This is a genomic window from Pseudidiomarina terrestris, from assembly GCF_030466405.1.
Taxonomy (GTDB): Bacteria; Pseudomonadota; Gammaproteobacteria; order Enterobacterales; family Alteromonadaceae; genus Pseudidiomarina; species Pseudidiomarina terrestris.
In genome coordinates this window covers 90,955-113,718 of the sequence record NZ_JAGGJF010000004.1, presented here as the reverse complement: position 1 = coordinate 113,718, position 22,764 = coordinate 90,955, and the positions used below count along the sequence as shown (strand labels likewise).

Here is a 22,764-nt window from a genome sequence, read left to right as displayed (position 1 = left end):
GAACTAACCGTTCCCCAGCAATCCTTTCAGTTTATCTTTTACTTTATCTTCAAGCTGATTCTGTAACTTCATTTCCAGCATTTCCTGCAGCCGTGCTTCGCGATTTTCTGCATCAGTCAGTAAACTTGTCAGCTGCGTCAGCTCTTCCTGATACTCACCAACAAAGCCATCTGACTGTGATGTCAGGCGCTGGCGAAGATTTGCCAGCTCACCCTTAGCGGCGTCTTTAGCAGCGGCCTGTAATGCCTGGCCAAGCTGTCGGTCAAGATCAGATGACAAACTGAAATCGGGATTCATCAGCTCGCCTTTCAGGTCGGCGTTAATATCTAGTCGCTGCAGGCTCTCCAAAGCTTTGGCGATCACCGCCGCCCACTGATTCTCAGCACTGGCCTCGATCACCATGTCGGCCAGGCGCAGCGTTGCATTGCCGTCAAACTGACTGTTGCGTAAAGCGACATTCCCTTCACTATCCAGTAGCGCCGACAAAATGCTCGCCGCTAACTCGCTACGCTCACTTAATGCCGTGCGAGCCAGGTTTACCCCTTGCACTCGCCATTCCTGGCGCGCATCAAATCCGGCCTCAGTCAGGGCCAGTTCGCCATTGAGCTGCAATGACGACCAGAGCGCGTTGTTTTCGCCACGGGCACGGAAGGTGGTCGGTTGACCCAGTTGCTGGTGCTGATGGGTGATATTGGCCCAGTCAACATCCAGCACCGTAGGCCCTATTGCGAATTCAGTACGTGCTTTTTTTATCAGAAAATCCGGTGGCGCATCGCTACCGGTGAAGGAAAACCAAATACCTTCGCCGCGCGGAGGTTGCAGCGCGGTTTCATCCGCGGAGCGCATTAACATAGGCGCCAGTTGTTCATAAGCAAGCAGCATATAGTCGGCCCAGCGCCGAGCCTGTTCGCCAAAAAGTACGGTTGTTATCTCGCTCAACCCCTGGCTATTCATCTGCAAAAGCTCGCCGACCCGGTCTAAATCGCGTTGGGGCGCCGTTTTCACTTTTTCCATTTGCGTCTTTAATTCAGCCGCAGCAGTTGAGGCAATTTCTTTAAACTCCTGCAGCGCCTGCCGGTCGGCTGCAAATTTTTCTTTCAACTCGGCAAACTTTTCTTTTCTCTCCTGCAACTGAACGGGGGTCTCAATTTTGCCCTCGGTGAGCGCTTTTAACTCGGCTTCATAGGTTGCGAGACGCTCTTTGCTTGGCAGCTTATCCATGACCGCTTTAACGCGCTCTTGTTGCTGCTCAAAGCTTGTTTTTGCCTCAGCGACGGCTGCTGGTGTGCGCAAGTCAACACGGGCCATGACCTCATCGACCGACGGCATCGACAACTGAAGCTTATCCATGCCTTCGCCGAACCAGCCCCCCACCTGCTCTTTACTTGGCAGTTGATAAACCTCACCGGTGGTTGCCCGCGGAGTATGAACACGAATGCCTGTGCTCACCACATCTTCAAAATGGAAACGGCCCATAAGCAGCTGCTCCCAGCTTAATTCTCCGCGCACATCTCCCACGGCAACCCGGTTAAAATCAGGCTGCAAAGGATCCGTCACCTGAATGCCAGAGAGCTCGACCGTAAGTGGAACCCACTGATGCTCGACCCGTTCAATATTCACCTCAGCACCGTTGAGTGTGCCCAGCGTCCGCTCCAGCGACCATTTTAAAATAGTATCGAGCAGCAACCAGGAAAAAGCTGCAATCAGCCCGACAATAACGAGAAAAGCGACCAGTCCTGGCCAGCGAAACGCACTACGGCGAACAGTATGCTGTTCCATGCTTGTTACCCTCTCAAGTTCGAATAAACGGCCCAGAATCGATTGGCTTTAAGTGCCTGAACGATTTTCAGTTTGTTAAACCAGACCTGGATGCGACGTCGATATTGCGTCACCAGCCAAAAGCTCAGGATCGCAAGTATAGGTGCAAAAGCGAGACTAATGACCAGACTGCCTAACGTGATGGTATGGTGAAATTGCACAACCCGCCAAAAGGCAGAATCGTACATGCCCTGCCATACCGGCTGCCAGCTCTCAGCGGAAAGTATCGCGAAGCCGACCTGATGGAAAACAGGGTCCAGTAAAAAGGCCAGTCCGGAACAAATCACAAAGCTGAGAATAAACCCAGAGAGATTGACTCGGAACAGTAAAGCTATCAGCAGAATCACCAGGTTATGCACTCGCCATAACGGAGTGAATCCCATAATCATGCCAAGCACGAAGGCGATTGCCAGTGCCCAGGCACCGGATTCTGAGTTCAAAGCACGAAGCAATCGCGCGAGTAACGTGAGCATGTAAACTCTCCTAAATAAGTGAACCCATTGAATTAGTTAAGGATAGCTTACTTGGTTTGTTGTGCTACCCTTTTTTATTGAGCATAAAATAAAATTTTACTTGTGTTTTCGTAAATTTAGCCGTAAATATGCGCGCAATTCTAATGCGGAGTTACTATGCAAAACGCAGCCCTGATTATTCTTGATTCCATTGCCGACTGGCAGCCCTATTACCCCAGTCAATCGATCATTTCTGCCAGCGATTACCTGCTGGAGCAGGACGCAAAAGCGCGCGCACAAATTCTCAATTTGTGTGGTGACCTGAGCTATTTGTCGACCGGTTACTACGTCAGCTTATTGGCTGAAGCGCGAGGTCAGCGGGTGCTGCCCTCGGTCTCCACGATCAACGATCTGGCTAACTTCTCGCATTACCAGTTATTGCTACCCGCCAGCACCGACAAACAGATCAGTCGTTATCTGACGCAGCAAACCGAAAGCCAGCGCCAGCGTGTTCTCATTTGCTTTGGCCAGACTCAGGATCCTTTGCTGGCCAGCTTTGCACGCCAGATCTTTGACCGTTACCCCTGCCCAATTTTATGGGTTGAGTTCAGCTATCAGGGGCGCTGGTTTATTCATAACCTGATCGCTGGCAATTTGGCCGAGCTGACGGACGAGCAGCAGACCTTTTTTGGCGATAGTCTGGACAGCTTTAGCAAGCGCGTCTGGCGTAAAGCGCGCGCGAAAAAAGAGTATCGTTACGATTTGGCGATTCTGCATGATCCGGAAGAGCCCATTCCGACCAGCGATAAAAAAGCCCTGCAGAAGTTTATCAAAGCCGCTAAAGAGGCTGATATCGATGCTGAACTAATCACTGCAGATGACTACAACCGTCTGCTGGAATTCGACGCGCTCTTTATTCGTGAGACGACTCGCATCAGCCATTACACCTATCACTTTGCCAAAAAAGCCGAAGCGAACGGCATGGTGGTGATTGACGCGCCGCACTCGATTTTACAATGTGCGAATAAAGTCTTTTTGAAGGAACTGCTCGATAAGCACCGTATTCCGACGCCTCGGACAGAACTTATTCTCAGTCAGCAGGACATCGACTACGAAGCCATAGGTGAGCGTTTAGGCTATCCTGTAGTGCTGAAGATTCCTGATGGCTCGTTCTCCATCGGCGTCGAAAAAGCTGAGTCCATTGATGAGTTAAAAAGTATTGCCGCTGATTTGTTTAAGACTTCTACCATACTACTTGCACAGGAGTTTGTGCGTACGGAGTTCGACTGGCGTATTGGTATTTTGAATAACCGGGCCATTTACGCCTGTAAATACTATATGGCACGTAATCACTGGCAGATCTATAACCATGCCAGTGCGACCAGTCGCAGCAAATCAGGTGGCTTTGAAACAGTTGGCATCCATCAGGTGCCAAAGGATGTGGTGAAAACCGCGTTGCAGGCGACCCGGTTGATTGGCGATGGTTTGTATGGCGTCGATATGAAGTTAACGGCACAGGGGCCAGTGATCATCGAGATCAACGATAATCCATCGATTGATGCAGGGGTGGAAGACTTACTTCTCGGTGATGAGCTCTATCACATTATCATGCGTGATTTTGCGAGGCGGTTAGACGAAAAATAATGGCCAGCTCCATTCGTCCTGCAGAACTATCTGACGTTAACGCTCTGGTTGCACTTGAAGCTGCAACCTTTGATTACAGCCAATTGGGCAAGCGCAGTTTCCAGCGCTTGCTGAAAGCTGAGTCCGCCCACATCTTTGTCTTTACAACACCAGCCGCGCCAGCACAGGTGCTGGGCTACAGCCTGCTATTGACCCGCAAAAACAGTCGCGTCTGGCGCCTGTACTCCATTGCTGTAGCGGCGCAGGCTCGCGGGCAAGGCGTTGGCCGGCAGTTGCTTGAACACGCCATGAGCTATGCAGAAGCAAAGGGCGCTAAAGGACTATCGCTGGAAGTTAAGGTGGACAACACAGCGGCGATCGAACTTTATCGCCGCTATGATTTTGAGGTGGTCGACCTGCTTCCGGACTATTATCCTGGGCATGCCGACGGCTATCGCATGCGTTTGAGTTTTACTTAGCCGCGTACCAGACCCGTTCACCCATTTCGCGGTAACGGGCGACCATCTCCCTGGCGGGTTCAGCAGCAAGCTCTATACCGCGCTCACGCAAATAGTTCTCGTTGTAGAGTTTACTGGCTGAGCGCTCACCTAGGTCGCAGGCAAAGGTAACGATGGTTTTGCCTGGCCCATGCAGAGCTGCTGCCTGCAATGCTCCGGCAAGATTCAGCGCTGAACTGCTACCCAAGACCAGACCGTCATGATCCCGAACATAGCGCGACAGCGCGTAGAGATCCTGATCTGGCAAATTCACCGCGGCGTCGATGCGAGCCTGCTTGAAATTCTCGACCAGACGCATAATACCGATCCCTTCGGTAAAGGAGCCGCCAGTGGCAACATACTCACCGTCTTTCAAAAAGCTGTAAATGCCGGAACCATCTGGGTCCGTCAACCACACCTGAACGTCTTCATTACGCTCTTTCAGATACATCGATGAGCCAGCAATGGTACCGCCGGTGCCGGCGACCGACACCAAAATGTCGATGCTACCCTCGGTTTGCTGCCAGATCTCCGGCCCAGTTCCCAAATAATGAGCGCGGGCGTTGCTGGTATTTTCGAACTGGTTTGCCCACCAGTAATCATCGCGACTTTCGGCCAGTCGCCTGGCGGTGTGATAAAAATGGTTGTCATTGCGAAACGGCACCGGATCAACAGTTTTACATTGCGCCCCATGCAGGCGGATCATGCGCTCTTTCTCCGGCGACTGATCATTCGGCATGACTGCCAGCATCTGTAAACCCAGGGACCGCGCCACCAGTGCCAAACCGATACCAGTATTCCCCGCAGTGCCTTCAACTACGGTCATGCCGGGCTCCAGCTCACCACTGTCGAGAGCATCTTTTATCATCTGATAAGATGCACGATCCTTGATAGAGCCTCCGGGATTCTGTGACTCCAACTTCATCCAGATATCACAACCGGTCAGCTCCGACAGCGAGCGGACACGAATCATGTCCGTCTGGCCAATCAAATCTGTCGGACGTTGTGCGTTGCGCATAACCAACTCCTATTCTTTATTACTGCAATGGCACAGCTTGGTACGCATCGCCCTCGCACCACCAACGGGTCGTGCATCCGCCTTCGTCGTCTTTAACGCATTTTTTCAACACTAAACGGTTTGCCTGCCGTTCAGCGGCGGCAAGTTTCATCCGCATGCGCGCTTGTTCCTGCGAGGCCTCATCCGCCAGCAGGTGACTCGCGCACGACTCGCCCCGAACCGGACCTACGCTGACAAACTCGACGTCTGAGCGTGACAATTCATAAGGTCGCATAAACTCGACCTGACCTGCTTTAGCAAGTTGCTCGGCGCTCATCCCCTGGGGTGCGCTGGCGCACGCTGACAAGCCAGTCAACAGCATCAGGCTCGCGAAAGTGGCGGCGGCTTTGCTGCACATGTTGCGGATCTTGCACATAAAATGCCTCTTCGATAAGTTTGTAGAAACCATACGTTTTGCTCAGACTAAAGTCTAGAACGATTCGCTCTATGCTAAAACGTTCGCTGCGATAGTCTGCGTTTTTCACCAGCTTAGCTACACTTATTAGCAATCAGGAGAGAGGCGATCATGGAAACCCGAGCTTATATCGAAAAGTTACTTGCCCGCGCCGATATCAGTATAAACGGTTCCAGGCCATGGGACATGCAGCTGCATCGTGCTGATGTACTCAATGATGTCCTCGCCCGAGGTAATCTTGGTTTAGGCGAAGGCTACATGCGCGGCGACTGGGATTGTGAGCAGCTGGATGAATTCTTTTATCGAATCTTACGCGCGCAACTTGGTCAGGAAATTAAACCCACGCGCTTTCTATGGCAGCACCTTAAAGCGCGCTGGCTGAACTTACAAAGTCGAGCGCGTGCCTTCCAGGTCGGTGAACAGCATTACGATTTAGGCAATCAACTTTATCAGGCCATGCTCGATGAGCGTATGGTCTACACCTGCGGTTATTGGCAGCGGGCTGAGAATCTTGCCGATGCCCAGCGCGACAAGCTGGAACTGATCTGTCAGAAGCTACAATTACGTCCGGGCATGCAACTGCTGGATATTGGCTGCGGCTGGGGCAGCTTTATGAAGTATGCAGCAGAGAACTACTCTGTCAGGTGTGTCGGCGTAACCGTCTCCAAAGCACAGGTCGAGCTTGGTGAAAAAATGTGCGCGGGCCTGCCCATTGAATTCCGCCTGCAAGACTATCGTGATATTAACGAACATTTCGACGCTGTGGTCAGTATTGGTATGTTTGAACACGTCGGTCAGAAAAATTACGACAGTTTTATGGAAGTCGCCGCGCGCAGTCTAAAAGACGACGGGCTGTTCCTGCTACATACGATTGGCAGAAACCGCGATGTCCGTGGTACTGATCCCTGGATCAACCGGCATATTTTCCCTAACGGCGAGTTGCCGTGCCTGGCCCACATCGATAACAGTTCCCGCGCACATTTCACCGCCGAAGATATCCATAATTTTGGTGCCGACTATGATCGGACGTTAATGGCCTGGAGTGACAATTTTGAGCGCAACTGGGAACAGTTAAGCGGCGATTACGATGAAACCTTTAAACGCATGTGGCGGTACTACCTGCACTCCTGTGCCGGCGCCTTTCGTGCCCGCGACCTGCAGCTCTGGCAGTGGGTCTTCAGTAAAAACGGGATTGAGGGCGGCTATCACCGCCCGACATTGGACTAAGTCGCGGACAGGCTACATTTCGCCATTAAAGTCTTTCATAAAAATCTGCCAGGTCGCCATGAACAGCGCGGCGACCAGCGGGCCGATGACAAAGCCATTGATACCAAAAAGGGTGATACCACCGATGGTAGAAAATAGCACCACATAATCCGGAAGCTTGGTATCGCGTCCAACCAGAATCGGTCGTAACACATTGTCGGCCAGGCCTATGACAACAGCACCGTAGGCGAGCAGGATGGTGCCGCTTATCCAGTCGCCGGTGGCGAATAAATACAAACACACCGGGAACCAGATAATCGCCGCGCCCACCGCAGGGATCAAGGACAAGAACGCCATCACCACACCCCATAACAAGGGCCCTGGTATCGCAAGCAGCCAGAAGATAATACCGCCAAGAGCACCCTGCACGATCGCCACCACTAAGTTCCCTTTTACTGTCGCGCGGGTCACTTCAGCGAACTTTTTAAATAATGCCTCTTCGCGTTCGTCGCCAAGCGGAAGAGCTCTGACGATAATCCGCATCAGCTTACTGCCATCACGCAGCAGGAAAAAGGTCAGGTACATCATCAGCGCCAGACTGATCAAAAAGCTAAAGGTATTCTGCCCGATACTGAGAGTTTCTTTGGCTAGAAATTGCGTTGCACTGACCAGACTGTTAGAAATGCGCTCGCGCAGGTTAGTGGTATCGATGCCAAGCTCGACCAATACCTGATCAAACCAAGGGAAAGCATCACGGAGCTGCTGCAGGATTTGCCGGGGATCAATCTCTCCCGCTTCAACTCGCTGGTAAAATTGAATCCCCTCTTTCACGAAGGCTGTACTCAGGAAGATAACCGGGATAACGACAATCGCCATACAGGTCAATAGAGTGAATCCGGCGGCGGTATTGGGTTTTTCGCCTATTTTTGACAGTACCCAGCGTTGCATAGGTGCAAAAATAACCGTCACCGCACAGGCCCAGAAAATAGCGCCAAAAAACGGCTCTAAAATGAATCCGAAAGCGATGCTTACCAGTATAAGCAGAAGCAAAAACGAGCGACGCTCCAATTTATCGCGCATGGCCTTTCCCTTCAGTGGATTTTCTATTTATAGTAGATGGCAAACCGTCATACTGACAGCACAATAGCTACAGGGCAAGACTATGAAAACAATAACAGACCATTTGTCTGAGTATGCCGCGTACCATCGCGACCGCCGTAATATTGCAACCCATCTGCTGGGTATCCCGATGATTGTCATCGCGATACAGATTTTACTCTCGCGTCCGCATTGGTCTTTTGAGGGTTGGTTCTTAAGCCCGGCTCTGATTATTGCTGTTATCGCATCTTTTTTCTACTTGCGTCTCGACCGTCCGTTAGGACTGCTGATGGCAGTATTACTTGCCTTGACCGTGGTGCTAGGCGTGCAAGTAGCAGCCCTGTCGACCAGTGCGTGGTTGAGCTGGGGGGTTGGCTTGTTCGTAGTGGGCTGGGCTTTTCAGTTTATTGGGCATTATTTTGAAGGGCGCAAACCAGCGTTTGTCGACGACATTATGGGACTGGCCATTGGCCCCCTGTTTGTCGTCGCGGAAGTGGTTTTTATGCTGGGTTTGAAAAAAGATTTGCACCAGGCCATCGAAAAGAGATTCTCGTAAATGGACCCACGCAAACTTATTTTCTCTGTGCTCGCAGCAGGATTCTCTCTTGCCTCATCGCCCCTGGTGGCCAGCACCGACACGACCACACTGGCTGGACCTGACGTTGCCTACTCAAGCGTTACCGAGCTCAGCTATAGCGCAGCACAGCAACGGTTAAGCTACGGTGATGATCCGCTGCAATTTATCGATCTCTGGCCAACATCTGGGGTGTCTGCGCCCTTGGTAGTATTCATTCATGGTGGATGCTGGTTAAATGCCTACAACATCGACCATACCCGACCAGCCGCCACTGCTTTGCAGCAGGCAGGCTATGCGGTGGCCTCGATTGAGTATCGCCGTACCGGCGATAATGGCGGGGGTTGGCCCGGAACCTGGCATGATATCCAGAATGCCATGCAGCGGCTCATTGCTCTGCCTGAGTTAGCGCTTCGTGAGCGACACGTCGTTGTGATGGGGCACAGTGCCGGCGGACATCTGGCTTTACTTGCCGGTAGCGCATTCGCTGAGTCTGTGGATCATGTTGTTGGCCTGGCGGCCATTACCGATCTTGCTGCTTATACCGCAGCCGACGGCGGCTGCCAGCAGGCCGGCGCGCAGTTTATGCAGAGCGCCTCGGCCAGCGACTGGCAGCAAGCCAACCCTATTGAGCAGGACATTAAGGTCGCAGTCACCTTGCTGCAGGGAGGCGCCGATAGTATCGTGCCTACCGAACAGGCCCGCGCTTATGCACAAAAAGGTGCGGTTCAGGTCGTTCTGGCAGAAAGTGCTGGCCATTTCGACTGGGTTCATCCAAATACAGCGGCCTGGCAACAGCTGCTCACCACCCTGGAAGCGATGCATGACTGATATTAATTTCAGTGCGCTCGAGCGCCTGGACCAAGCTGATCCGCTTACTCATCTGCGGGATGAATTTGTCATTCCCGAAGACACCGTTTACCTCGATGGTAATTCCTTGGGTTTAATGACCCACGGCACTCAAGCTCGTGTGGCCGAGACGACCGCGCAACAATGGGGTCAGGACGGCATCCGCAGCTGGAACGAACATGGCTGGGTTCACCTGCCCGCTAAAATCGGCGACAAGCTGGCACCAATCATTGGCGCGCAGGCAGGACAGGTCATCTGCTGTGACTCCATCTCAGTGAACTTATTTAAAACGCTCAGTGCTGCTTTTGCGGTTCTTGATGCCCGCGGCGAACCACGCAACCAGCGTCATCAAGTGCTGTCTACCGCGGATAATTTCCCAACCGACCTTTATATGGTGCAGGGGTTGCAGCAACTGATCGGCGCGGAGAATTGTGAGCTGGTGCTTGCCGATGAAGCTGAGCTGCTTGCTGATCTTAGCAAGCATATTCATGCTCAAACCGCCATCGTAATGCTAACCGAGGTCAACTTTCGTAGTGGCCGGCGATTACCTATGGCCGAGATTATCGCTCATGCCCACGCGGCTGGCGCATTAGTCATTGTTGACCTCGCCCATAGCGCAGGTGCTGTGCCGGTCGAGCTGGATAAGTGGCAGGCGGATTTTGCTGTAGGTTGCACTTACAAATACCTGAACGGTGGACCCGGGGCACCGGCCTTTGTGTATGTGGCCGAGCGTCACCTGGGTAGCGTCAGACAGCCACTATCCGGCTGGTTTGGTCATGCCCGGCCATTCGTCTTTGATGCACAGTTCGAAGCCACTGACGGCATCGGAAAAATGCTCAGTGGGACGCCATCAATTCTTGCCATGAGCGCTGTCGATGCGGCATTAGATGTATTTGCGGATGTTACCATGGTGCAGGTCCGCGAGAAATCCATCGGCCTGGCAGAGCTGTTTTTAGAACTTTTAGAGCAAACGGGACTGGCCCGGGAATTCGACTGCATTTCACCGAAGACGGCGCAGCAGCGCGGCAGTCAGCTGTCGTTCGCTCACCCGGATGCTTATGCGATTTGTCAGGCTCTGATTGAGCACAAGGTGATTGCCGATTTTCGCGCACCGAATTATCTGCGCGTCGGCTTCACGCCACTCTACACCAGTTTTACCGATATTGGGCGTGCCGTCGCGCGTCTGGCGGAGATTATGCAAACGCGGGCCTATACAGACCCACGTTTTCAGACGCGTCAGGCAGTCACCTGATCAACCCGGACAGGCTAGCGCAACACCAGAACTGGAGTTGTGCTTTCCTGCAGCATGCGCATGGTGGTGCTGCCCACCAAAAACTGGCGAATGCGTGAGTGGCCAAAGGCCCCCATCACCATGATGTCGATGCCATGGTCGGTCTGATAACTGTGTAAGCTTTCTTCTACATTTCCGCTCAACAGTTTGGTTTCGACGTCGTGCCCGCCCGCGCGCAGATGCTCTGCGGCCCAGTCCAGGCGCTCCTGGTTTTCCACAGTGTCATCATCAACCATTACCAGGTGCACCGGCATACCTTTAAAAAGTGGGCTCTCGGTCACTAGCTCAACCCCTTTTTTGGCGGTTTCACTGCCATCATAAGCCAGCATCGCGCTTTTCGGTGGCTGGAACTCATCAGGGGTCAGCAGTAACGGCCGATGAACGCTACGAATCACGGTTTCCAGATGACTGCCAACTTTGCGGAGCTGATTTATTGAGTCTTCGCCGTGTAAGCCCAACACCGCCAGCCGCACATCCTGCTCCATGTCGAGCAGAGTGGGTGCTAGCCCACCGTGGCGCTGGCGCTGATGAATGTCGGTAAGACCTAGCTTGCGCACCTTCTGTTCAGCTTGCTCAAGCAGCATATGGCCATGCTTCAACGCCAGTTTCGCGCGTTGTTCATCCAGCTCTGCCAGTTGCTCGAGTAGATGCTCACGAGTCCCAAACCCGATGTTACCGGTAACATCCGTGCTCGCTTCCAGGGTCGAGTTTTCGAGCACGTGCAAAAGTAGTACTGGCGCAGAAAGCTGTGTTGCGGCCCAGGCGGAATACTCACACACTGCGGTGCTGGCTGTGGCCCCATCGATACATCCAATAACAAATGACATCTTGTCCTCCTGCAGCCTAGTGGCCGCCAATGATTTTATCGGCCGCGTCAGGTTTATCATGCACACCGAAACGGTCAACAATTGTTGCGCTGGCCTCATTCAGGCCTATGACTTCAACGTCAGCACCGTCGCGACGGAACTTCAATACCACTTTATCCAACGCACCAACAGCGGTGATATCCCAGAAATGCGCACGGGTTAAGTCTATTACTACTTTATCGACTGCTTCTTTGAAGTCAAAGAAAGCGACAAATTTATCTGCAGAACTAAAGAAAACCTGGCCAATGACCTGATACTTACGCTCAGTCCCTGCCTCATTGATGGTGGATTGAACATGCATGAAATGGCCAATTTTATTGGCAAAGAACATTGCCGCCAAAAGCACACCAACGCCGACACCTAAGGCGAGATTATGCGTCGCTACAACCACAGCTACGGTAGTGACCATCACGATATTGGTCGACAACGGGTGCTTGCGCAAATCACGAATTGACGCCCAGCTGAAGGTACCGATAGACACCATAATCATGACCGCGACCAGGGCCGCCATCGGGATTTGTTTCAACCACTCATCGAGCACCAGGATCATCACCATCAAAAAGGCGCCCGCAACAAAAGTTGAAAGGCGGGTACGGCCCCCGGACTTCACGTTGATCACCGACTGACCAATCATGGCACAGCCCGCCATACCGCCAAACAAACCGGCGCCCACATTGGCAATACCCTGTCCTTTACATTCACGGTTTTTATCACTATCGGTATCCGTCAGGTCATCAACGATAGTTGCGGTCATCATCGATTCAAGCAAGCCTACTATTGCTAATGCGGCTGAATAAGGAAACACGATCCACAAGGTTTCAAGCGTTAAGGGCACGTCAGGCCAGAGAAAAATCGGCAAGGTATCAGGTAGCTGCCCCATATCACCAACGGTACGGATATCAATGTTCCAGAAAATGGCAACTAGGGTCAGTGCAACAATACAAATCAACGGCGATGGCAGTACTTTGCCAATCACTGGAACATAAGGGAACAGGTAGATGATACCCAGTCCGGCAGCGGTCATAGCGTAAACATGCCAGGTCACATTCGTCAGCTCAGGTAATTGTGCCATGAAAATTAGTATCGCCAGGGCATTCACAAATCCCGTCACCACAGAACGGGAGACAAAGCGCATTAAATCGCCAAGTTTCAAATAGCCGGCGACGATCTGCAGCACGCCGGTCAACAAGGTTGCCGCGAGCAAATACTCAAGCCCATGTTCACGAACCAGCGTCACCATCAGCAGCGCCATGGCGCCAGTAGCGGCAGAAATCATGCCCGGTCGGCCACCTGTAAAGGCAATAATAACGGCGATACAGAACGAGGCATACAAGCCAACTTTTGGATCGACTCCGGCAATAATAGAAAAGGCGATGGCTTCAGGGATAAGCGCCAGCGCCACCACGATACCCGCGAGCAGATCGCCACGGATATTCGAGAGCCATTGGTTCTGAATGGTCTTCAACATAATTGTTATCACTTTTAAAGTTAGAAATTAAGAACACGAAAATGCGCCGGCACAGAAGCTGGCCAGCTAAAAGAAGAGAAAACTGTTACGGCTAGGGTGGCGTAAGCAGGAACAAAGCCCAAACTCCACTGTTGTTGCATGGTTTGGGCCGAAGCCCTATAGAGGGCGGGAATGATATAGAAAATCAGGCGGCGGCGCAAATGCCCCGCCGATTTTAGTTGCCGCCGCGATTACCGCTAAGCACATCCCCAAGGCTGCTTTGTCCTCTACCAGGACTCAATACTGCGCACGGAGAGCCCGTGTCAGCGCAGCCAACGCCGCGAATGCGTGAGCCAATGGAACGGTTATCAAAACTGCCTGAAGCGTCCAGCTGATTGACCAGACGATCGAGTTGAGTACGGTACAGACTTGCGTCTGCGGTGACCGTGATCCGCTCCATGGCCTGCTCAGCCTGACGCAGCAGCTGGCCATCATCGCTCGCAGCAAATTCAGTGCCGGCTAACTGCTGATTAACCTGCTGCAGTTGCTGCCGCGCGTCGCCATAACCTGAGCGAGCTAAGCGCGCAAATAGTGTGCCTGCGGCAATCAAATCCTGCTCCACCAGAGTTCCGGTTTGTTGCAACCGTGCCAGCGCGTACATGGCCGTCAGCAATCCTGTTTCAGCAGCCTGCTCTAACAAGGGAACTGCCTGTTGCTGCTCAGTGACAGTATTACTGGCCAGCAATTGCGTTGCCTTCAAGTACAGGGCGGGCGCGTAACCAGTTTTGACAGCACGGTCGAGCCAGCGCTGACTCTGCTCTGCATTCTGTTCCACTACGAAGCCGCGTTGGTACCAGTCAGAAATAACGTACATCGCTAACGGGTTGCGCCGGTTTGCGCCTTGCTCCATAAACTGTTGGGCTTTTTCGGTGTCTTGTTCCACACCATCACCACTGGCGTAGGCCAGCGCTACCACAGCAGCGGCATCGCCACTGCCCTTGCGTGCCAAACGCTCAAGCTCTGCCAACTGGCGCTGGCAATCGCCACTTTCACAAATGGTCAGGTTTTCACTGACCTGCGCATGTGCCGCGGAGCCAGCACTGAGCGAGATCGCAGATACGGCGAGCAAGATTGCTAACGTGAGACCCGGAAATGATGTGCGTAACATAGCTGATGACCTGTTTAAAAGAACGGATAATGACCACGCGCACAACATAGCACTGGCTGCAGCGCAACAACATTGCCGCGTGGTAAACAATTGTAACCAAGGTTTTCTGTAACGACTGTACGCCTGTTACATGCCGCCCATAGCTTGCGTTAAGGGCACTTGTTGGCCATTCATATCTAATACGCCAGCGGCAACCTGCAGATCCAATACGTAAGAACCATCTTCCTCGCGTAATACACCCTGCTGCACAAAGCTTTGGATCATCATCGCGGCTTGCTGGGCTGCAATCTGTTGCAGTTGTTCAACGGTCAATTCGCGCGCTTGTCCGGCATTAACCAGACTCATCTGCACATACATTTGGGTTGCCCACTGCAACAGCGGTTTTTCTACATTCAGGTGGGTACTGGCGCGCATGTGTTCACGCCAAAACGCATCATCGTCCATGGCTTGTGGTAAGGCACGGACACCAGCAACCGACAGCGAGGCGCTGGCAACAAACTGACCTTCGGGCAAGCTGCCACTAAAGTTAGTGATCGTCAGCTCTGGCTCGGCCTGTAACAACGCCAGTCCCTGCTGCTCGAACAACTCTTCGAGAGCTGCCTGGAGCTGCTCGGGATCTGTGCCAGCATCACTTTGCAGTAGTTGCAGATAGGCATCCATAAATCCCTTATCGATACCGTTCATGGCCGTATTCATACGCAGGTCATTGGTCTCGACGCCATTCACCCGTAGAGTATCAAACCCGTAGTCCATGGCCATCTGCACGAGCTCGTTACCGGTCGCACTTGCCTCACTGATGGACATGACGTAGTCCATAGAGACCTTGTCGGCCCCCATCACTTCGCCGGCTTCTGCGGTCGTCACTGTCATGGCATCCAGAGTCATACTGCCGTGCCCTTCGTAAAACTGACCGCGTAACAGGGTTTGCAGCGATGCTTCAGCAAGGCCACTTAACTGTGCATTTTGCAGTTCAACCTGCAACGACTCGACCCCTAGATTAAACTCTGAAAAAGCGCCTTCGTATCTTAACGTTTTACCGTCGTACTGCCCCTGACCACCGTATTCTGCCAGTTCAAAACGTACTTCGCCGGTACGCTCGGTATTACTCAACTGCGGAATACTGTCGCGATAACTGGCATTGCCAACCAGATTGACGGTACCTTGCTGCAGGTAAAGTAAACGGCTGCTATCCCACTGCACATAATCTTGCAGGCCCTGACCATCATTGCTGACCTGCCACGACGCAAGCCCAATTGCCAGTCCCTGATCTGTCAATAACGGACCGTGTTGCAGGGAAAGTTCGAACTCGGTGGTCACCACCTCACCGGTTGCCCCGTCTTCGAGCCCCAGAGCACGCGTATCAATACCAACCTCGATCACAGCATTTGCGCTCAACCAGTCGCGCTCGTAGCTGACCACCCGCGCTTGATATAAATGCTGAGATTCATCAAAAAGGGCCACGTAATCTTTAATCGCTGACTCTGTTTGCGTTCCGATGAAATAAGGAGTGACCGATAGCCCTGCAGCAACCACGACAATCCCGATAAATGCGCCCTTCTTGCTCATACTCATTGATCCATATCTTGATGTTAAAAGTAACGAGAAGATAACAAAATTGATCCTTCTTATCATAGTTTTTTAAGTTTAATGTTGTAACTAAATATAAGGAAAGGCACGGCGCTATGAAAAAATCAGTTGTTATTCTCACTTTATTGCTCGTGATCAGTGCTTGTTCTTCAAGTGATTGGCGCGATGCATCGCGGGAGTCGGCGGGCTTGGCCGCGGATCCGCAGCTACAGAATCAGGCCATTATTGAGGCCTATGCCGCTGATGCCTTTGGTTGGCGCGGCTGGTTTGCGGTTCATACCTGGCTGGCGGTAAAACCCGAGAACGCGACTGAGTATACGGTTTATGAGGTGGTCGGTTGGCGGGTTGATAATGGCGAGCCTGCACTGCGCGTCTACCAAACTAAAACTCCCGATCGCTACTGGTATGGCGCACGTCCTGAGAAGCTGCTGTCGCTCACCGGTATAGAGGCGGCTGAGCTGATCCCACAAATTGCGGAAGCATCAACCCGTTACCCCTGGGCAAATGAATACCGCGCGGTTCCTGGCCCCAACAGCAACACTTTTCCGGCCTGGATTGCATTACAATTTCCGCAACTGGGGCTAAAGCTCCCCTTCAGTGCCATCGGTAGCGGCTATGCCGATAACGAGTAGCAACATTAATGATGGTCGACTAAGATTCTTGCAGTCATTGCGCTCGTAACGAATCGCGTTAAAAACTGGTGACTTTTGAATGCATTTGGTTAAATTAACCAACCGTATCTATGCGGACCAAGATAAAAACGTTGACTTACAATGGCTTATATTTTGGCCTTAATATTGCATAATTATCGGCAGGGTTCGCACAATAAGGAAGACTAATGCCTGTTAAACTCGAAGACCGTCCGCTTGAACAAGTCCGCGAAGAAACCGTCGATAAGCTTATCGTCAATTATAGTCGCGCGATTATTTCCGCCGAAGCTTTTGAACGACGTCTTGATGAAGCTATGGCCATGGACTCCAATCAACAGCTGGTTGAGCTCGTTGCTGACTTGCCGTTAGAAGCTGACCCCGGCTACGACGATTCTAAAGAGCGTTCGTTTACCCCAAATTACGCCGCGGCCAACACAAAATCAGAGCATGGCGAGACTGACGATAAACTCATTAGCATTCTGGGTTCCAATGTTCGTGAAGGGCAATGGCTGGTGCCTAAAAAGATTGTCGTTGTGGATGTTTTGGGCTCGGCTAAGATCGACTTCACCGACGCCGTTTTTCAGCACCAGCATGTAGAAATTCACGTATCTAATGTCCTCGGCAGCCTGGAAGTCTTTGTCCCTGAAAATGTAAATGTCACCAGCCGCATGTTTAATATCATCGGCTCTGCAGAAAACCATGCGCCATCGATGGGCAGTCGTCAGGCTCCGCAAATTACCATCACCGGCTGGACGCTGCTTGGCTCGGTAGAAGTTTCCGTGAAACGCACCATGAAAGAAAAACTGGTCGCCTTTGCCAACAGCATGCGGGAAACCTTCGGCATGGAAAAGCAGTAGCTTATCAGGGATAATAGCGGGCATACCCTCATTCGTAACCCCGGTAGCCCGCCATGGAAATAAAAGTAAACTTTCTCGACAACTTGCGTCTCGAGGCTAAATTTGACGACTTCACGGTCATCACCGATCAGCCTATCCGTTACAAAGGCGACGGCTCGGCGCCGAGTCCGTTCGACTATTTCCTGGCCTCATCAGCGCTATGCGCCGCCTACTTCGTAAAGGTCTATTGCGTCTCGCGCGATATCGCTACCGACAACATTCGTCTTTCACAAAATAATATTGTCGACCCGGAAAATCGTTACAACCAGATCTTCAAGATCCAGGTCGAGCTGCCAGACGATATTTCTGACAAAGACCGGCAAGGTATTCTGCGCTCAATCGAGCGCTGTACGGTTAAAAAAGTGGTGCAAACGGGACCCGAATTCCAGATTGAAGTGGTTGAGAACCTTGATGAAGATGCTCAGGCTCTGCTGATGGGTGCACCAGATGGCAACGCACTGACCTATATTGAAGGTAAAGATCTGCCACTGGAGCAGACTATCGCTAATATGACGCAGATTCTTGCTGACCTGGGCATGAAAATTGAAATCGCCTCGTGGCGCAATATTGTGCCTCATGTCTGGTCTTTGCATATTCGTGATGCGGCTTCGCCCATGTGCTTCACCAATGGCAAAGGCGCCACGAAGGAAGCGGCGCTGGCGTCCGCGCTTGGTGAGTTCATTGAACGTCTGAGCTGCAACTTCTTCTACAATGATCAGTATTTTGGCGAAGAGCTCGCCAACGCGGAGTTTGTGCATTACCCGAATGAAAAATGGTTTAAACCCGGTGCTGACGATAGCCTGCCCGACGGAGTGCTGGATGAGCACTGCCGGGCATTTTACGACCCAGAGGGCGAGCTATGCGGATCGCACCTGATTGACACCAATTCCGGCAATGTGGAACGCGGCATTTGTGCCCTGCCTTTCGTGCGTCGCTCCGATGGCGAAACTGTGTATTTCCCTTCGAATTTGATTGAGAACCTCTACCTGAGCAACGGTATGAGCGCGGGAAATACCTTTCCTGAAGCGCAGGTCCAGTGTTTGTCCGAGATCTTTGAACGAGCGGTCAAAAAACAAATCATTGAGCAAGAGATTGCCCTACCTGATGTGCCGGACACGGTACTGGCCAAGTACCCGCATCTGGTCGAAGGTGTGCAAGCTCTTGAAGCCCAGGGCTACCCCGTGCTGGTTAAAGATGCTTCGCTGGGCGGTCAGTTCCCTGTCGCTTGTGTGACCCTGATGAACCCCCGCACCGGCGGCGTGTTTGCTTCATTTGGCGCGCATCCCAGCATGGCAGTTGCTATTGAGCGCAGCCTGACAGAGCTACTACAGGGCCGCAGCTTTGAGGGCCTTAATGATTTACCACCGCCCACCTTCAACAGCATGGAAGTGACCGAGCCGAACAATTTTGTCGAACACTTTATTGATTCATCCGGCGTGATCTCCTGGCGCTTCTTTAGTGCGCATAGCGATTATGACTTTACTGAGTGGGACTTCTCCGGCACCAACCAAGCAGAAGCCGACACCTTATTCGGTATTTTTGCGCAAATGGGGAAAGAGGTTTACGTGGCGCAGCATGACGCTCTGGGTGCACCCGTTTGCCGCATTCTGGTGCCCGGCTATTCGGAAGTTTACCCCGTTGAGGATTTGGTTTGGGACAACACCAATCAGGCGCTGAATTTCCGTGAGGATATTCTGAATCTGCACCGACTCAGTGATGCCGAGCTGGAGGACCTGGTGGATCGCCTGGAAGAAAGTCAGCTCGACAATTACACCGATATCATTACCTTGATTGGTGTTGAGTTCGATGAAAATACCGTATGGGGTCAACTCACGATACTTGAGCTTAAACTGTTAATTTACCTTGCTCTGCAGCGTCACGAAGAAGCACTGGAACTGGTCGAAGCCTTCCTGCAATACAACGATAATACCGTCGAGCGCGTGCTGTTCTACCGTGCCATGCAGGCAGCCCTTGAGATTGAACTTGATGACGAGTTGGAAATGGCGGACTTTTCGCATAATCTGCAACGTATGTATGGCGTCGAAACCATGCAGGCGGTGGTCGGTTCGGTGGCTGGCTCTGTTAAGTTTTCCGGCCTGACACCAACCAACATGCAGCTGGAAGGCCTGGATAAGCATCAACGCTTACTGGATAGTTACCAGAAATTGCATGCCGCGCGTGCTCGCATGAAATGAACTCTACAAAAGTCATCTGATAATTGCACACTCAGACTTAGCTCTGAACAGGAGAGGTTTCGTGACCTTCATTATTCAGCAACTGAGCTGGCACAAACGCCGCAAAGCAACGGTTGAGCCTCAACCCGTTGCTATATCTGTTCCCGACTTCGAAAAAGTACTGAATCACTTTTGTACCGTTGAAGTCACTTTTGATAATGGGGAGGTCGCCAAACTTACCGGGCGGGTCACCCAGCATCCCATTACCGGCGTCTGGTCAGTAAACGGCATTAACGCTAAAGGGCAGAGTGTCTCTGCGCGGTACCAGGACGACAACAACGATGACAGCGTCTGAGCTATAGGTGGTCAATATGCTCGAACGCCGCACGTAAGCCAGCATTGTAGCCGACATCCAAGCGCTCGCGTTGCCGGGTAAAGCGTCCTACCGGCATATCTTCGGGTGGCGCGATAATGTGCACCACACAATCGTCGGGTGGGTTCTCAATAAAATCCACGGTCGCATTGTAGCGTTCTGCGCGATCTTCAATCGCATCACATAACTTCGGATATTGGCTCAGGATGCGTCGGGTGATCCCTAGAGTATGGCCATTTTTCTTACGATAGCCCTTTGCCCGAGACAGCACTACGGTTATTTCACGGGCGCCCATTGCGTAGGCTTTCAGGACTGGAATAGAATCCGCGACACCGCCATCAGTCATCGCCACGCCCTCAACTTCAGGGAAATCACGAAACGCTAATGGAATCGCACAGGAAGCGGGGAAGAGCTGATGCAGATTGTTCTCCGTCACCTCGATATAACACGGCGCGCCGTCTTCAACTTGAGTGGTGACCACATAGAGCGGTACATGCCCGGAAAGGTAGCGCGAAAAATGCAGTTCAATTTCCTTGTACGAGGTACGCCAGAGCCACTCAACATCACAGAAGTGACCACCCAGCAGACCGCGGACAGGGTCGATAAAATCTTTCGATTGCGCCAGTTCAGTGAGGATCCGGTAACTGCGTTGATAGTCATCGGTCAGATAACCAATCAGATTAGTCGAGCCAGCAGAAACGCCTATGGCAAAATCATAGAGTTTAAAGGACTCGCGCATAAAACCGTCCAGTACACCGGCAGCGAAGATGCCGCGCATGGCACCGCCCTCTACCACTATTGCTCGTGACTTATGTGTTGTCATGTTTGCGGTTAACCTTAAGCTGGAGCTGTTTTATGCGTCTTTAATGGACGCTTTGCGACGGCTCGAATGTACACTTAGCGCAGTGACCGTAACTAAAATCAGCGCCATGCCCAGGATCTGAATGACATTCAGGTTTTCACCCAGCACCACAACTCCAAACAACGATGCGGTAATAGGTTCCACCATCGCCACCATTGAGGCGATCGCGGGTGCGGTATAGTTGAGCCCAAATATATAAAAGACAAACGACAATCCAGCGCCAAGCACACCCAATAAAACCAGTAACGGAAAACTTGCCGAGGACCATGCGGCGCTGACCTGATCGACTTCACCCAGCACGATTAGGATTCCCGCAAGCACCGCAAAAGCTATCACAAGAATCGCCTGCGCACTACCGTGGGGTGCGGCGTATTTGAAGCCAAAGATGAACATTGCATAAGACAATCCTGAGAGTAGACCGGTCGTTACTGCGAACAGGGTTACCGCGCCGGCACTCAGAGTGTAGATCTGCGTTAATAAAACCACGCCTGACATGACCAGAAGAATGGCCAGGCATTTGAACAATGAAGGTGATTCAAGACCCAGAACAAAGGAGACCAGATAAACAAACACCGGGGCGCAGTACATCAGTGTTGCGGCAACAGCAACACTGCCTTCGGCAATGCTCAGAAAATAAAAAGCGAAGTTACCAGCAACGCCAACTCCGGCCACGACCGACCATAGCCACAACTTTGGTTTGCTTAAACCACTGCGCTGTGGACGCAGCGCTAGCCAGATGACAACAAACAGGAACCCGACCGCTCCGCGGTAGAAGGACACGGTGAATGCATCCCAACCGCGCTCCATCAAAATGGCGCCAATACCGCCTGAGAGGCCCCAGCAAAATGCCGCCAGGGTGACCAGCAACGTACTTCGCCGCACCCACTTGCCTGGTGAGACTAATCGTAAAGGAGCGTATAAGCCAAAGGGCATCGGCGTTATCCTTCAGTGATGCGGGTGCCTGCGTTACCTTGCACCAGGTCCAGCGCATCTTCCATTGCACCTATTGCACTAAATCTGCCCGCACGGGCAAAACGTGCCGCTGCGATTAATTTAGGTCCCATCGAGCCTTGCGGCGCGTCAAACTGTTCCGCTTCACTGACGGTCATGGCTTCGATGGCGTGCTCATCGGGTCCGCCAAAATCATGATAAACCGCGGCCACATCGGTCAGCAGTAACAGCGCATCGGCGTTAACCTGTTCGGCCAATAAGGCGCTGGCGGCGTCTTTGTCGATGACCGCTTCCACCCCACGGTAGGTGCCGTCCGGCTGGCGTACAATAGGAATCCCGCCACCGCCAATGCAGATGGTGATGACCTGCTCCGCTAGCAGCAGCTTGAGAATTTTTAAATCCAGTATTTCCCCAGGCTCAGGTGATGGCACCACCCGCCGCCAGTCGTCGCCGTCTTTGGCAAGGGTCCAGCCATGTCGTTGCTTGAGCTTGTTTGCCTGCTCTTCATCATATACCGGACCGATAAACTTGCTTGGATTGTCGAAGCCAGGATCATCAGGGGCAACAGCGATTTGGGTGAGCAAGGTAGCGACAGAGTAGTTATCACCCAGCTGATTTTCCAGTTCCTGCTCAATCAGGTAGCCAATCATGCCCTCAGATTCGGCACCGAGGATATCCAGGGGAAAAGCGCTATCCGCGTCATAAGCATGGTTCTGCAAGGCCAGCAATCCTATCTGCGGACCATTACCGTGGGTGATTACCAAGTGATGTCCTTCCCTTACTAGTTCAGCCAACACTTTCACCGCCTTTTGCACGTTATCGCGCTGATTTTTGGCGGTGACGTCCTCGCCACGACGCAACAATGCATTACCTCCCAAAGCCACGACCACCAGCATGATTCCTCCTCACG

Annotated in this window: 22 protein-coding genes; 10 read left to right on the top strand and 12 right to left on the bottom strand. The window is 52.3% G+C overall.

The annotated features are described in order from the left end of the window. Window positions 1-3: 3 nt before the first annotated feature. Window positions 4-1,779 (bottom strand): TIGR03545 family protein, encoded by a 1,776-nt coding sequence (locus J6J34_RS09230; protein WP_301834595.1) that lies wholly within the window; start codon window positions 1,777-1,779, stop codon window positions 4-6. 5 nt (window positions 1,780-1,784) lie between these two features. Then, window positions 1,785-2,291, bottom strand: a complete 507-nt coding sequence (locus J6J34_RS09225; RefSeq protein WP_301721496.1) for a TIGR03546 family protein — start codon at window positions 2,289-2,291, stop codon at window positions 1,785-1,787. 156 nt (window positions 2,292-2,447) lie between these two features. On the opposite strand from J6J34_RS09225, the gene J6J34_RS09220 reads away from it, so the two are divergent. Then, window positions 2,448-3,914, top strand: a complete 1,467-nt coding sequence (locus J6J34_RS09220) for a RimK family protein (RefSeq protein WP_301721497.1) — start codon at window positions 2,448-2,450, stop codon at window positions 3,912-3,914. Then, window positions 3,914-4,372: a GNAT family N-acetyltransferase gene (locus J6J34_RS09215; RefSeq protein WP_301834598.1), complete on the top strand. Its 459-nt coding sequence runs from the start codon at window positions 3,914-3,916 to the stop codon at window positions 4,370-4,372. Before J6J34_RS09220 ends, J6J34_RS09215 begins: the two co-directional genes overlap by 1 nt. On the opposite strand, the gene J6J34_RS09210 is transcribed toward J6J34_RS09215, so the two are convergent. Together J6J34_RS09210 and rcsF are read right to left on the bottom strand one after the other, a co-directional pair. Next, complete coding sequence (locus tag J6J34_RS09210; RefSeq protein ID WP_301834603.1) at window positions 4,365-5,408, bottom strand: cysteine synthase A; 1,044 nt, start codon at window positions 5,406-5,408, stop codon at window positions 4,365-4,367. The genes J6J34_RS09215 and J6J34_RS09210 overlap by 8 nt on opposite strands. 19 nt (window positions 5,409-5,427) lie before the next feature. Next, window positions 5,428-5,823, bottom strand: coding sequence for an Rcs stress response system protein RcsF (gene rcsF / locus J6J34_RS09205; protein WP_301834605.1), 396 nt, complete (start codon window positions 5,821-5,823; stop codon window positions 5,428-5,430). 150 nt (window positions 5,824-5,973) lie between these two features. On the opposite strand from rcsF, the gene cfa reads away from it, so the two are divergent. Continuing rightward, a complete protein-coding gene (gene cfa / locus J6J34_RS09200) occupies window positions 5,974-7,089 on the top strand; it encodes a cyclopropane fatty acyl phospholipid synthase (protein WP_301721501.1) in 1,116 nt (371 codons plus the stop codon). Window positions 7,090-7,101: 12 nt separating this feature from the next. On the opposite strand, the gene J6J34_RS09195 is transcribed toward cfa, so the two are convergent. Continuing rightward, window positions 7,102-8,148, bottom strand: coding sequence for an AI-2E family transporter (locus J6J34_RS09195; protein WP_301721503.1), 1,047 nt, complete (start codon window positions 8,146-8,148; stop codon window positions 7,102-7,104). Between the two features lie 82 nt (window positions 8,149-8,230). Here J6J34_RS09195 and J6J34_RS09190 point away from each other — a divergent pair, with 82 nt between their 5' ends. The 3 genes from J6J34_RS09190 to kynU are packed head-to-tail and all read left to right on the top strand — an operon-like array spanning window position 8,231 to window position 10,841. Next, window positions 8,231-8,722 carry an Mpo1 family 2-hydroxy fatty acid dioxygenase gene (locus J6J34_RS09190; RefSeq protein WP_301774859.1) on the top strand — a complete coding sequence of 164 codons (492 nt, stop codon included), beginning with the start codon at window positions 8,231-8,233 and terminating at the stop codon, window positions 8,720-8,722. Continuing rightward, entirely contained in the window at window positions 8,723-9,571 is an 849-nt protein-coding gene (locus tag J6J34_RS09185; protein WP_301834608.1) for an alpha/beta hydrolase, read from the top strand. A 1-nt stretch (window position 9,572) separates the two neighbouring features. Next, window positions 9,573-10,841, top strand: coding sequence for a kynureninase (kynU, locus tag J6J34_RS09180; protein WP_301834705.1), 1,269 nt, complete (start codon window positions 9,573-9,575; stop codon window positions 10,839-10,841). Window positions 10,842-10,855: 14 nt separating this feature from the next. Here kynU and J6J34_RS09175 read toward each other — a convergent pair whose 3' ends face one another. The 4 genes from J6J34_RS09175 to J6J34_RS09160 all read right to left on the bottom strand — a co-directional run bounded on the left by J6J34_RS09175 (window position 10,856) and on the right by J6J34_RS09160 (window position 15,927). Further along, window positions 10,856-11,707, bottom strand: a complete 852-nt coding sequence (locus J6J34_RS09175) for a universal stress protein (protein ID WP_301898909.1) — start codon at window positions 11,705-11,707, stop codon at window positions 10,856-10,858. Window positions 11,708-11,723: 16 nt separating this feature from the next. Next, on the bottom strand, window positions 11,724-13,214 hold the full coding sequence (locus J6J34_RS09170) for a SulP family inorganic anion transporter (RefSeq protein ID WP_301834610.1): 1,491 nt from the start codon (window positions 13,212-13,214) through the stop codon (window positions 11,724-11,726). Window positions 13,215-13,428: 214 nt separating this feature from the next. After that, window positions 13,429-14,361: a tetratricopeptide repeat protein gene (locus tag J6J34_RS09165; protein WP_301834611.1), complete on the bottom strand. Its 933-nt coding sequence runs from the start codon at window positions 14,359-14,361 to the stop codon at window positions 13,429-13,431. 126 nt (window positions 14,362-14,487) lie between these two features. Then, complete coding sequence (locus tag J6J34_RS09160; RefSeq protein ID WP_301774862.1) at window positions 14,488-15,927, bottom strand: DUF945 family protein; 1,440 nt, start codon at window positions 15,925-15,927, stop codon at window positions 14,488-14,490. A gap of 116 nt (window positions 15,928-16,043) precedes the next feature. Here J6J34_RS09160 and J6J34_RS09155 point away from each other — a divergent pair, with 116 nt between their 5' ends. The 4 genes from J6J34_RS09155 (at window position 16,044) to J6J34_RS09140 (ending at window position 20,023) form a co-directional block, all read left to right on the top strand. Continuing rightward, the gene (locus J6J34_RS09155) at window positions 16,044-16,580 is read left to right on the top strand and encodes a DUF3750 domain-containing protein (protein WP_301721514.1); all 537 of its coding nucleotides are present in this window, start codon (window positions 16,044-16,046) and stop codon (window positions 16,578-16,580) included. Window positions 16,581-16,786: 206 nt separating this feature from the next. Further along, on the top strand, window positions 16,787-17,455 hold the full coding sequence (locus J6J34_RS09150; protein WP_301721515.1) for a LiaF domain-containing protein: 669 nt from the start codon (window positions 16,787-16,789) through the stop codon (window positions 17,453-17,455). A gap of 53 nt (window positions 17,456-17,508) precedes the next feature. After that, the gene (locus tag J6J34_RS09145) at window positions 17,509-19,689 is read left to right on the top strand and encodes an OsmC domain/YcaO domain-containing protein (RefSeq protein ID WP_301721516.1); all 2,181 of its coding nucleotides are present in this window, start codon (window positions 17,509-17,511) and stop codon (window positions 19,687-19,689) included. Window positions 19,690-19,750: 61 nt separating this feature from the next. After that, the gene (locus J6J34_RS09140; protein ID WP_301721518.1) at window positions 19,751-20,023 is read left to right on the top strand and encodes a hypothetical protein; all 273 of its coding nucleotides are present in this window, start codon (window positions 19,751-19,753) and stop codon (window positions 20,021-20,023) included. A gap of 1 nt (window position 20,024) precedes the next feature. Here the strand turns inward: J6J34_RS09140 and J6J34_RS09135 are convergent, their stop codons facing one another. From J6J34_RS09135 to arcC, 3 genes are read right to left on the bottom strand one after another with little or no spacing between them, the layout of a single operon-like run. Next, window positions 20,025-20,864: a patatin-like phospholipase family protein gene (locus J6J34_RS09135; protein WP_301721519.1), complete on the bottom strand. Its 840-nt coding sequence runs from the start codon at window positions 20,862-20,864 to the stop codon at window positions 20,025-20,027. 30 nt (window positions 20,865-20,894) lie between these two features. Further along, window positions 20,895-21,785 (bottom strand): DMT family transporter, encoded by an 891-nt coding sequence (locus tag J6J34_RS09130; RefSeq protein WP_301834613.1) that lies wholly within the window; start codon window positions 21,783-21,785, stop codon window positions 20,895-20,897. Between the two features lie 56 nt (window positions 21,786-21,841). Beyond that, window positions 21,842-22,750, bottom strand: coding sequence for a carbamate kinase (arcC, locus tag J6J34_RS09125; RefSeq protein ID WP_301774865.1), 909 nt, complete (start codon window positions 22,748-22,750; stop codon window positions 21,842-21,844). Window positions 22,751-22,764 lie beyond the last annotated feature (14 nt).